The sequence below is a fragment of the Sutterella sp. genome (assembly GCF_052272535.1).
GTDB lineage: Bacteria > Pseudomonadota > Gammaproteobacteria > Burkholderiales > Burkholderiaceae_F > Sutterella.
Map to the genome: position 1 here is coordinate 1 of NZ_DAVZJY010000059.1, position 10,831 is coordinate 10,831.

At 67.2% G+C, this 10,831-nt stretch carries 10 protein-coding genes; 5 read left to right on the forward strand and 5 right to left on the reverse strand.

The features are described 5' to 3' along the window. The first annotated feature begins 114 nt into the window (after positions 1-114). A complete protein-coding gene (gene trhA / locus ACT6Y9_RS04665) occupies positions 115-819 on the forward strand; it encodes a PAQR family membrane homeostasis protein TrhA (protein WP_443743666.1) in 705 nt (234 codons plus the stop codon). A gap of 171 nt (positions 820-990) precedes the next feature. Here trhA and rpsT read toward each other — a convergent pair whose 3' ends face one another. Next, positions 991-1,263 (reverse strand): 30S ribosomal protein S20, encoded by a 273-nt coding sequence (rpsT, locus tag ACT6Y9_RS04670; protein ID WP_295480420.1) that lies wholly within the window; start codon positions 1,261-1,263, stop codon positions 991-993. Between the two features lie 251 nt (positions 1,264-1,514). Between rpsT and murJ the strand changes: the two genes are divergently transcribed. Continuing rightward, complete coding sequence (gene murJ, locus ACT6Y9_RS04675; RefSeq protein ID WP_443743667.1) at positions 1,515-3,053, forward strand: murein biosynthesis integral membrane protein MurJ; 1,539 nt, start codon at positions 1,515-1,517, stop codon at positions 3,051-3,053. Positions 3,054-3,080: 27 nt separating this feature from the next. Here the strand turns inward: murJ and ACT6Y9_RS04680 are convergent, their stop codons facing one another. After that, entirely contained in the window at positions 3,081-3,395 is a 315-nt protein-coding gene (locus tag ACT6Y9_RS04680; RefSeq protein WP_295480424.1) for a hypothetical protein, read from the reverse strand. Positions 3,396-3,649: 254 nt separating this feature from the next. On the opposite strand from ACT6Y9_RS04680, the gene ACT6Y9_RS04685 reads away from it, so the two are divergent. Further along, a complete protein-coding gene (locus tag ACT6Y9_RS04685; protein WP_443743668.1) occupies positions 3,650-4,891 on the forward strand; it encodes a hypothetical protein in 1,242 nt (413 codons plus the stop codon). A 102-nt stretch (positions 4,892-4,993) separates the two neighbouring features. Here ACT6Y9_RS04685 and ACT6Y9_RS04690 read toward each other — a convergent pair whose 3' ends face one another. The 3 genes from ACT6Y9_RS04690 to ACT6Y9_RS04700 all read right to left on the reverse strand — a co-directional run bounded on the left by ACT6Y9_RS04690 (position 4,994) and on the right by ACT6Y9_RS04700 (position 8,512). Beyond that, entirely contained in the window at positions 4,994-6,928 is a 1,935-nt protein-coding gene (locus tag ACT6Y9_RS04690; RefSeq protein WP_443743669.1) for an ABC-F family ATP-binding cassette domain-containing protein, read from the reverse strand. A gap of 92 nt (positions 6,929-7,020) precedes the next feature. Continuing rightward, positions 7,021-7,947: a 50S ribosomal protein L3 N(5)-glutamine methyltransferase gene (prmB, locus tag ACT6Y9_RS04695; RefSeq protein ID WP_295480430.1), complete on the reverse strand. Its 927-nt coding sequence runs from the start codon at positions 7,945-7,947 to the stop codon at positions 7,021-7,023. 244 nt (positions 7,948-8,191) lie between these two features. Beyond that, positions 8,192-8,512 (reverse strand): H-NS histone family protein, encoded by a 321-nt coding sequence (locus ACT6Y9_RS04700; protein ID WP_295480432.1) that lies wholly within the window; start codon positions 8,510-8,512, stop codon positions 8,192-8,194. A 165-nt stretch (positions 8,513-8,677) separates the two neighbouring features. Here ACT6Y9_RS04700 and ACT6Y9_RS04705 point away from each other — a divergent pair, with 165 nt between their 5' ends. Then, positions 8,678-8,902 (forward strand): hypothetical protein, encoded by a 225-nt coding sequence (locus ACT6Y9_RS04705; RefSeq protein ID WP_295480434.1) that lies wholly within the window; start codon positions 8,678-8,680, stop codon positions 8,900-8,902. Positions 8,903-9,136: 234 nt separating this feature from the next. Next, a partial coding sequence (locus ACT6Y9_RS04710; protein WP_443743670.1) for an AAA family ATPase occupies positions 9,137-10,831 on the forward strand: 1,695 nt, incomplete at its 3' end.

The following is a 10,831-nucleotide window of genomic DNA, read 5'->3' on the forward strand; positions in this document are numbered from 1 at the left end:
AAGCAAGGGTTTTCACCTAATCTGCATCCCCGTCAGCGGGCTAATCCGACTCCAGAATGTGCTTCGTCTGAGGGCTCCGGCCTTCAGTGCTGAACTTTTTTTGGGAAGGGAAACATGGATCGGTTGGAAAACGCTTCGGACAGCTCGGCCCTGCGCTCGCTCGGCCAGTACAGCTTGGGCGAGGAGATCGCGAACGCCGTGACGCACGGCGTGGCGACGCTTCTTTCGATCGCCGCGCTCGTCTTGATGATCGTCTTCTCCGTGCAGGAAAAGGCGGGCGCGGTCACGCTCGTCTCGACCGTGATCTTCGGCTGCGCGATGATCATCCTCTATACGATTTCGACGCTCTATCACGCAATACCGAACCTCAAGGCGAAGCGCGTGCTGCAGGTGCTCGACCACAGCGCGATCTACATCCTGATTGCGGGGTCCTACACGCCCTTCTGCCTCATCACGCTCGGGGGTACGAAGGGCATCGTCCTCTGCTCGATCGTCTGGACCACGGCGATTGCGGGCGCGGTGCTCCAGCCCGTGCTTCTCAAGGCCGCCGACTGGATCAACTGCGTGCTCTACCTCACGCTCGGCTGGTGCATCGTCTTTGTGGCGAAGCCCCTGATCGACGCGCTTCCCGCGGGCGGGCTCTGGCTTCTCGCCGGAGGCGGGCTCACGTACTCGCTCGGGGTGATCTTCTATCTCTGGGAGCGGCTGCCCTACAGCCACGCCGTCTGGCACGTCTTCGTGCTCGCCGGCACGGCGCTGCAGTTTTTCGCCGTGCTCTTCTATGTGATTCCGGGTGCGGGCGTCGCCGTCTCGGCTTGAGTTCACTCCGGCCGCCGGCTTCCGGGCTCTCCGTGCAGAAGGGCGCCCGGGGCCGGAGCTTCACGCTGGATATGAAAAAGCCCCGGCAGAGATACCCGGGGCTTTTTCTAGATCGACGCCTGGTCTGCGCCGCCTGAGGGAACGGCGCTTCAGGAGTTCAGCCGAGCCGAATTAAGCGGCGGCGGCCATCGCCTTGATTTCGGCGGAGAGGCGGCTCTTGTGACGAGCGGCGGCGTTGCGGTGCAGAACGCTCTTGCCGACCATCTTGTCCATCACGGATTCGGCAGCCTTGAAGGCTTCCTGGGCAGCAGCCTTGTCGCCGGCCGCGACGAGCTTGCGCACCTTCTTGATGGCGGTGCGGTACTGGCTGCGCTGGGCGGCGAGATGCAGATTGCGCGCGACGGTCTGGCGGGCGCGCTTGCGGGCTTGCTTGGTATTGGCCATGTTTGAAATGTCCTAAAAATCAGTCGACGATCAAGCTTCCCTCTCCGGCTGAGCGGCCGCTCAAGGCGGTCCGCCCGGTGGGCGCCGGGGACGGAATTCATTGGGGTCCGCCCACTTCGGAAACAAATCATCCGAATGGGACGGCCGGAAAAGTCCTAGACTATAGCACCTTTTTCGGCGCGCTTCACCTTGAAGGCGCCGGAAATCCGCGTCATTTCCGAAATTTCTCCCGATTCCCCGGCCGATCCCGCATGTCGCTTCTCAAGTCCGCCGCCGCCGTCTCCGGCCTTACGCTCCTCTCGCGCATCACGGGCGTCGTGCGCGACATGCTCATCGCGCGCTTCTTTGGCGCCACGGCCGAGACCGACGCCTTCTACGTTGCCTTCCGGCTGCCGAACATGCTTCGGCGCCTTTTTGCCGAAGGGGCCTTCCAGCAGGCGTTCGTGCCGATGCTCTCCGAGGTGAGGGAGACGCAGAGCCCGGCGAAGACGCGCCGCTTCATCGACCACGTCTTCACGGTGCTCGCCTGTGCGGTGCTCCTCGTGAGCGTCCTGGGCGTTCTCGCCGCGCCGCTCCTCGTCTGGGCGATCGCGGGCGGCATGCGCGAAAACCCCGCCGCCTTCGACCTCGCGACGGCGATGACGCGCTTCATGTTCCCCTACATCGCCTTCATGAGCCTCGTGGCGCTCGCCGCCGCGGTGCTCAACACCCTGAAGAAGTTCGCGGTGCCCGCGGCGACGCCCGTTCTCCTCAACATCGCCTTCATCGTCTGCACGCTCCTTCTCGCGCCCCGGATGGAGGAGCCCGTCTGGGCGCTCGTCGTCGCGGTGATCGGCGGCGGCGTGCTGCAGCTGGTCGCCCAAGGCCTCGTGCTCGCGAAGATGGGGATCTTCGTGCGCCCGCGCGGCCTGAAGGAGTCGCTCGCCGACCCCGCGGTGCGGCGCGTGATGACCCTGATGCTCCCGGCGCTCTTCGGCGTCGGCGTCGCGCAGCTCTCGATTCTCATCAACACCAACATCGCCTCGCGCCTCGGGCACGGCGCGGTGACGTGGCTCAACTACGCCGACCGCCTGATGGAGTTCCCGACGGCGCTCCTCGGGGTCGCGCTCGGGACGGTGCTGCTGCCGGGCCTTTCCGCTGCCCACACCAAGGGCGACGCCGTGCGCTACAACTCGCTCCTCGACCACGGCCTGAGGCTGGTGGTCCTGGTGGGCGTTCCCGCGAGCATCGGGCTCTGGCTCACGGCGGACGCGCTCGTGAGCTTCCTCTTCCAGGGCCGGAACTTCACGCCGGAAGACGTGGCGCAGACCGCGGTGGCGGTCGTGGGCTACGCGGTGGGGCTGATGGGCCTGATCGGACTCAAAATCATCGCCCCGGCCTTCTATGCGCGCAAGGACATCCGCACGCCCGTGAAGGCGGCCTTCGCCTCCCTTATCTGCGTGCAGCTCATCAACTGCGTCGCCGTTCCCTTCTTCGCCCACGCGGGGCTTGCGCTTTCGGTGGGCCTCGGGAGCGTGGTGAACGCCCTGGCGCTTCTCGTGATCCTGCGCCGGCGCGGGATCTACCGCCCCTGCGCGGGGTGGCTCAAGGCGGTGCTCCGGATCGCCGCCGCGAGCGCGGCGATGGGCGCCGCCCTCTGGTGGGCGCAGCGCGGGGTGGACTGGACGGCGCTCGGTTGGAGCGTGCGCGCCGTGGGCGTGCTCGGGCTCGTCGCGGGCGCGGCAGCGCTCTACTTCGGCGTCCTCTTTGCGCTCGGCTGGCGCGCGCGGGATCTGCGGCCCGCGCGCTGACGGGCCTTCGGCGGTCCGGGGAGAAACTCAGCGCCCGGCGGCGTCCGTTTCCTCGGCCTCTTCGGCCTCGGCCGCCTCGAGCTCCTCAACGGTGAGGAAGGGCATGTCGGCGGGCCAGGCGATGAGCGCGTCCTCGCTCATCACGTTGAGCGCCTCGGGGCCGAGCTCGGCCGTGTTGACGGCGTAGTTGAGCTTCGCGTACGCGGCGACGAGGTCGCGGCGGAGGATCTCCGCGGCGGTTTCGGAATCGGGATGGTCTTCGAGCTTCGTGACGGCCTCGGCGAGGGCGTCCTGAGCGTCGATGAGGGTGGCGAGGAGCCAGTCGGCGGAGACTTCGGACATCTGTGGTGCCTTTGCTGAAGGGTTGGCGCGTTCCCGTGGGGAGCGCGGAGAAGAATTTCGGTCGGCCGCAATGTTAAGCGATCCGCGCCGCGGCCCCGCCGCTTCCTGAGGGATTTCCCGCGGGACCGCTCCCGGCGCAATCGACGCTTAAGGATCGGTTCATAGACTCGGAAGCGCGAACGAAAAAGAACCTGAAGGCGCGCGCAGGGACCCCGACGGTCCGCACGCCCTCCGCAGAAGGACCCTCAGCCACCATGCCGAAGAGCAAGACCAGCCCGCGCCGCGCGCGCAAGCTTGCGCAACGCCGCGCCGACAATCGGCGCCCCTCCCAGCCGATCACCTACGTCGAGATGCTCGATCGCCTGCGCGAAACGCTCAACGCGCGCTTCTACGAGGAGCAGGGCTTTGCGCACCTCGAGATCCTCGCGGCGAACTACAGCGGCCCCGTGACGAAGGGCGACCTCTCGAACTACTTTGAGCTCCAGCACTTCTTCATCGGCATGACCGTGGCGCTCTGCGACGCGGTGCGCGCCTCGACCAAGATGACCATGGAGCAGCGCGAGGACGCCTGCGCCGCGGTCGCGTACGTCGTTGCGGCGACGCTCCTCGACCTGCGCGAAGACTTCCGCGACGTCTCGGGTTGGATGGGCCCGAAGGTTCTGAAGGCGCTGCGCGAGCGGTGGGGCATTGCGAAGATGCGCGCCGCGGGCATCGAGGAGGCCGGGCGTTCGATGGACGACCGGAGCCTCGCGTGCTACTTCGGCATGGACTTCGTGATGACGCTCCTCGACATGACGGGCGAGCTCGCCGAACGCGGATCGGGCTCCGTAATTTCAGTGTCGACCTGCAAGGACCAGGTGGTCACGGCCTTCACGAGCTACGCGACCGCAAACGCCGCCCTCGCGGGCGACCGCCTCGTCGACCTCGAGACGGTCTTTGAGGAGAGCGCCGTTTCGGATGAATTCCGCCGGGACTATCCGGACTGGACGCCCGAACCCGCCGACGGCCTGAACGAAGTCCTCCTCGGCTACAACGCGCTCTCCGACGCCGACGCGGCGTTCCTCGAGAAGCTGGTTGCCGACCCGTACTTCCTCCACGACATGCGCGCGCTCTACGTGCGCGAGGGCAGCGAGGAAATCCCGCAGGGCCGCCGCGAGGAGATCGTGATGGGGTATGCGCTGCGCTACGGGCCGCGCTCCACCGCGGCCTTCGCCGCGGGCCGCGACCCCACGGAGGCGGAGATGGACCTCGACGCCGAGACGATCAACCTCTTCGTGATGACGACGCTCCTCGCCGCCTCGTCGGCCTTCGTGCCGGGTGTGGACGACGATCCGAAGGAGGGGTTCGAGGCCGAAGCCGACCGCCACGTCTACCGCGTCGCGATGGCGCCGAAGGTCGAGGACGCCTTCAAGACCTGGCAGGCCGGGCGGCTTGCCGCCGGTCCCGCCGAAGAGACGCCGGAGCAGCCCTCTGAGGAGACGCCCAAGGAAGGCTGACGCCGCGGAGCCAGCTCGAAAACCCAACAAAAACGCCCGGGCCTCTTCGTTGAAGCTCCGGGCGCTGCTTTCTCCGGCGGGGGGGAATCCGCCCGGACCGGATCAGGCCTTTTCTTCGGCGCCGATCGCCTCGATTTGTTCGGAGAGTTCGAGCCAGCGCATTTCAAGCGCCTCGACCTTGGGGGCGAGCTCGCCGTGCTCGCGCAGGGTCTTCGCGACCGCGTCGGCGTCGGCCTCCGAGTTGTAGAACTCCGGATCGGCGAGCTTCGCGTCGAGGGCCTTCAGCTTCTCACCGAGGGCGTTCATCTCCTTCTCGACCTTTTCGAGCTCGCGCTTCAGGGGGCGGCGCAGCTCAGCGATGCGGGCGCGCTCCTGCGCGGCCTGGCGGCGGGCCTCGGACTTGTTGACCGACGGAGCGGCGGGCTTGGCGGCGATGCGCTCGGCGCGCTCCTGCGCGGCGGTGGTCCGCCGGTGCTCGAGCACGAGCGCGGCGTAGTCGTCGAGGTCGCCCTCAAAGAGCTCGCGCCGGCCGTCGTGCACGAGCCAGAGTTCGTCCGTGACGGCGCGCAGCAGGTGCCGGTCATGGGAGACGAGAAGCACCGCGCCCTCATAGGTCGAGAGCGCCATCGTGAGTGCCTCGCGGGTCTCCATGTCGAGGTGGTTCGTCGGTTCGTCGAGCACGAGGAGGTTGGGCTTCCTCCACGCGATCAGGGCAAGCGCGAGGCGCGCCTTTTCGCCGCCCGACATGGGGCCGACGGGGCTCGTGGCAAAGTCGCCGGAGAAGCGGTAGGTCCCGAGGAAGTCGCGCAGCTCCTGCTCGCGCGCGTCGGGGGCGATGTGGCGGAGCTGCTCGAGGGGCGTCTCGTCCATACGCAGCTGATCGAGCTGATGCTGCGCGAAGTATCCGATCTCGAGCCCCTGGCCGCGGCGGATTTCGCCCGCCATGGGCTTGAGGTCGCCGACGATCGCCTTGACGAGCGTGGACTTGCCGGCGCCGTTGACGCCGAGAATGCCGATGCGCTCGCCCGAGCGCACGGAGAAGGTGACGTGCGAGAGGACTACCCGGTCGCCGTAGCCCACCGAAAGGTCTTCGGCGTCCACGAGGTGCTCGGGCAGCCGCAGGGGCTTGAGAAAGTTGAAGCGCCACTCGCGCTTCGCGCGCACGGGCTCAACGGCCTCGAGGCGCTCGAGCATCTTGATGCGCGACTGCGCCTGCCTCGCCTTTGAGGCCTTGTAGCGGAAGCGCTCGATGTAGCTCGTGAGGTGCGCGGCTTCGGTTTCATAGGCGCGGCGCGCCGCGTCCTGCTGGCGCAGCTTTTCGATGCGCTCGCGCTCGAACTGCGAGTAGTTGCCTGCGTACCGGCAGATCGTGCCGTCCTCGACCGACCAGATCGTCTGCACGGCGCGGTCGAGGAACTCGCGGTCGTGGGAGATGATGACGACGGTGGACTCCACGCGCCGCAGCCAGTTCTCGAGCCAGATGAGGGAGTCGATGTCGAGGTGGTTTGTCGGTTCGTCAAGAAGGAGGAGGTCCGCAGGCCGCATGAGCGCTCGGGCGAGCGCGATGCGGTTGCGCCAGCCGCCCGAGAAGTCCTCGACCGGCCGCCCGGCGTCGACTTCGGAGAACCCGAGGCCCGAGAGAATGGTCTTCGCCTGCGCGGTGACGGCGCCCTCGTTCACCTCCGCCAATTCGCTGTGTGCGGCGGCGAGCGCCATCTCGTCGCCCGAAGCCTCCGCGGCGGCGAGGTTCGCGCGGGCGGTCATCAGGGGCGCGTGGCCCGACAGGACGTACTCGATCGTCGTGACGTCTTCGACCTTGAAGCTCTGCGCGACGTGGGCGATCCGCTCGGGACGCGGCGTTTCGAGCTCTCCGTCTTCGGGCGAGAGCTCGCCCAAAATCGCCGCGAAGAGCGTGGACTTGCCGCATCCGTTCGGACCCACGAGGCCGATGCGTTCGCCGGGGCTCGCAATGAGGGTCGCATGGGAGTAGAGCAGTCGCGTGCCGCGCATGAGCGCGAGGTTCGTGAGACGAAGCATGACCGGAGGTGCGGGGGAGGAAGTCGAAAAAAGCGCGGGGCGCCCGCGGAGCGCCCCCTCGAAAGAATGGTGGTTGAGTCTTCCGGAAGGAATCAGGCGCCGAAGTACGTGCGCAGATCCGCGGCGGTGGCCATGAAGACCTGGTCGTCGCCGCCCGAGACGGAGAGCCACGTGATCGGCAGCCCCGGGAACTTCGCCTCGACCGCTTCGAGGCCGTCGCCCACTTCGACGATCAGAATTCCGTTCTCGGTGAGGTGGTCGGCCGCCTCGCGCACGATGTGCTCCACCACGTCCATGCCGTCTTCGCCCGCGGCGAGCGCGAGCTCGGGCTCGTGGCGGTATTCGCCCGGCAGCGCCTCCATCGAGGCGGTCGTGACGTAGGGCGGGTTCGAGATGATGAGGTCGAAGCGGCGGCCCTGGAGGTTCTCGAAGAGGTTGCCCTGAACGAGCTCGAGAGTCTCCTCCATCCCGTAGTCGCGACGGTTGATCTTGGCGACCTCGAGCGCGTCGCGCGAGATGTCCGACCCCGTCACGCGGGCGTTCGGGAAGGCGCCCTGCGCGAGGATCGCGAGGCACCCCGAGCCCGTGCAGAGGTCGAGGACCGACTCGACCGCTTCGGGATCCTCGATCCAGGGGGCGAGGTCGTCCTCAATGAGCTCCGCGATGTAGGAGCGCGGAATGAGCGCGCGCTCGTCGATGTAGAAGCGGTGGCCGGTGAGCCAGGCCTCCTTCAGAAGGTACGCCGTCGGCGTCTTGTCGTGGACGCGCCGGTCGATCAGGTGCACGATGCGCACGAGCTCGTTGTGCGTGAGCTGCGCGTCGAGGAACATCTCAAAGCGCTCGAAGGGGAGCTTCAGAGCGCGGCAGATGAGGAAGGACGCGTCCTCGCAGGAGTCGGGCGAACCGTGGCCGTAGCTCAGGTCGGCGTTCTCCATCTCCGTCACCGCCCAGCGGTAGAGGTCGCGGAGGGTTTTGAGGTTGTGGATGGGATCGTCGAGGAGCGGAGCGACTTCGTACATGGTCTTCCTTCTGGTGAGGTTCGGTCTGAGGCGCGCCTTTTCGGGTCGCCTGGAGCGGCCGTCTAGGCGCGCGCCATTATAAAGGCCGCACCTGCACGCGCCCGGCCCGGGAGGTCGGACGGCGGGGCGGCGGAAAAGAAAAAATGCCGGAGCGCCCGACGCCTCGGGCGGATTCCGGCATTCCTTCGCGAAGTGCGTGAAGGGCGGCGGTCAAAACGTCGTCATGCCGCCCTGCAGCGCTTCATCACTGGTTCGAGATGAGGAGCTGATCTTTCGTCATGCCTTCGGCGATGCGTTCGCTGAACCACTTCGGCTTGCGGCCACGACCGGACCAGACCTGGCCCGACATCGGATCACGGTACTTCGGAGCGGCGGCCGCGCGGCCGCGCGCACGCGGACGGTCGTCGAAGTCGAGTTCGTCCGCATTGATGTTCATCTGGTTGATGAGTTGCTGAACCTGAACGACGACGGCGTCGCGCAGCTTCGATTCACGCGCGGCGAGTTCCGTGCGCAGGACGTTGCAGTCCTCGAGTTCCTTCTCGAGTTCCGGGGAGATGAAATCCATCTTGAGGCTCCAATCACATTGAATTCAAGGGGGCGCCGTACTCCCCGGTACGGTCGAAAGGGCGCTCCTCAATTGCCGCCGGCATTGCCGGGGGGAATCTCGAAACGCCCGGTCGAATGAACCGGAGCGGCGCGGGAATGTTGTTCCGTCAAAGCGCCCGCTTCGATGGACTCCCTGCCGGACCGGGGTCGGGAGGAAATCATGCCCGAGGTTGGAATCATTTCGATTCACGGCTCGGTGAAGAAGGCGCCGGAAAAACTTCATCGCTATTTTATAGAAAACCTTTGGAAATGCAAAATGACGAACTGCAATTGCGGCTTTGATTCCGGCGGATTGAGGGCGGAAGGAAAAGGCGCACGTCTGGAAAATCCGCGCTTGCGCGCGTTTTGAACGGGATCGTCGCCATATGGGAATTTCCGGCGGCTTTTTCATTTGTTCACGTTTTGACAATTCGCCCGCCCAGGAGAATAAGCGGACAGGAGCGGCAATTCAGCCGGGGGGCTCGCGGGCGTGCGTGAGGCCCCCGGGTGAGCCCGCCGGAGCGCAGGACGCGCTTTTGCGCGAAAATGCGCACGCTTCCAGATTTTTCCCTCCCCCCGCCCGTCCTTCGAGAGGAGTCTCTTCTTGCGCCTTCGTCAGATCAAAATCGCCGGCTTCAAGAGCTTCGCCGACCCGACCGTCATCGAAATCCGCGATCCGCTCATCGCCATCGTGGGGCCGAACGGCTGCGGCAAGTCGAACATCATCGACGCCGTGCGCTGGGTGTTGGGCGAGGGACGCGTTTCGGAGCTGCGCGGCTCGGCGATGTCGGAGCTCATCTTCGCGGGCTCGACGAAGCGCGCGCCCCTCGGGCGCGCAAGCGTCGAACTCGTGCTCGACAATTCTGACCATGCGGTGAAGGGCCCCTGGGGGCAGTACGCCGAACTTTCGATCCGCCGCGTCGTCACGAGCGACGGGCTCTCGGCCTACTACATCAACCACCAGCAGGTGCGAAAGCGCGACGTGCAGGAGATCTTCCTCGGCACGGGCCTGGGGTCGAAGAGCTACGCCATCGTCTCGCAGGGCATGATCGAGCGCTTCACCTCCGCCAAGCCCGAGGAGGTGCGCGTCTATCTGGAGGAGGCCGCGGGCGTGTCGCTCTACAAGGAGCGGCGCCGCGAAGCGGAGAGCCGCCTGCGCGAAACGACGGAGAACCTCGAGCGCGCCGCGGATCTGCAGGTCGTGCGCGCCGAGGAGGTGGAGCGCCTGCGGGGCGAAGCCGCCACCGCCGCCCGTTGGGTCGAACTTGACCGCCGCAAGACCGAAGCGGAGTCCCTCTGGTACTTCCTGCAGTGCGAGTCCGCACGCCGCGAAAACGACGAGGCGCGCGCGGCGATCACCCGCACGGAGAACGAGATCGCCGCCAAGCGCGCGGCGCTCGAGGAGACCGAGGGCGCGCAGAGCGCGCTCGAAGACGACCTCAAGCGCGCCGACGCCGAACACGAGCGCATTTCGGCCGACTTCCGCGCGGCCGAAAAGGACCTCGCGCGGCTCGAGGGCGAGATGAGCCGGCAGGTGGAGCGCCGGCGCGCCGCCGAGCGCGACCTCAAGGACGCCCGTGAGGCGATGGAGGGCAAGACGAAGCTCGCCCGCGAGCTCGAGGCGAGGATCGAGTCGTCCGCAGGCCGCATCGAGGCGCTCGAGGCCGCGCTCGAAGAGTTTGAAGAAATGAACGAGGCGCGCGCCGAGGCCTTGGAAGCCGCCGAGGGCGAGGCGGACGCCGCCCGAGAGCGTTCTGAAGACGCCGGCCGGCGCGTCGCGGCGGCGCGCACGGCGCTGAAGGTCGAGGAGGCCGGGCTCGAGCGCGAGCGCGCCCGCGCGGCGGAACTCCAAGGGCGCCTCGAGCGCCTCGACGAAGACGAGGCGTCGCTCGAAAAGCCCGACCCCGAGGCCGCGGCGGCGCTCTCCGAAGCCCTCGAAGAGGCCCGCGCCGAAGAGGAGGAGGCCTCCCTAGCGCTCGAAGACGCTTCGGCCGCGGCCGAAACCGCACGCCTTGCGGCGGCCGCGGCGGGGGAGAAGTACTTCGCGCTCCTCTCGGAATTCAAATCCCTCTCGGCGAAGCTCCAGACCCTCGAAGACGTGCAGAAGCAGGCGCTTGACTCCGACGCGCTCTCGGCGTGGCTCAAGGACGCCGGGCTCGAGGGGCTCCCGGAGCTCGCCGACGCGATCGACGTGCCCGAAGACTGGGTGACGGCGCTCGAAGCCGTGCTCGAGCACCGCACGCGGGCGTTCCTGCTCCGCGACCTGCGGGCGGCGGCCGACTTCGCGCGGCGCCGCCCG

Coding starts and splice junctions, on each gene's coding strand:
- trhA (WP_443743666.1), top strand. CDS start 115: ATGGATCGGTTGGAAAACGCTTCGGACAGCTCGGCCCTGCGCTCGCTC.
- rpsT (WP_295480420.1), bottom strand. CDS start 1,263: ATGGCCAATACCAAGCAAGCCCGCAAGCGCGCCCGCCAGACCGTCGCG.
- murJ (WP_443743667.1), top strand. CDS start 1,515: ATGTCGCTTCTCAAGTCCGCCGCCGCCGTCTCCGGCCTTACGCTCCTC.
- ACT6Y9_RS04680 (WP_295480424.1), bottom strand. CDS start 3,395: ATGTCCGAAGTCTCCGCCGACTGGCTCCTCGCCACCCTCATCGACGCT.
- ACT6Y9_RS04685 (WP_443743668.1), top strand. CDS start 3,650: ATGCCGAAGAGCAAGACCAGCCCGCGCCGCGCGCGCAAGCTTGCGCAA.
- ACT6Y9_RS04690 (WP_443743669.1), bottom strand. CDS start 6,928: ATGCTTCGTCTCACGAACCTCGCGCTCATGCGCGGCACGCGACTGCTC.
- prmB (WP_295480430.1), bottom strand. CDS start 7,947: ATGTACGAAGTCGCTCCGCTCCTCGACGATCCCATCCACAACCTCAAA.
- ACT6Y9_RS04700 (WP_295480432.1), bottom strand. CDS start 8,512: ATGGATTTCATCTCCCCGGAACTCGAGAAGGAACTCGAGGACTGCAAC.
- ACT6Y9_RS04705 (WP_295480434.1), top strand. CDS start 8,678: ATGGACTCCCTGCCGGACCGGGGTCGGGAGGAAATCATGCCCGAGGTT.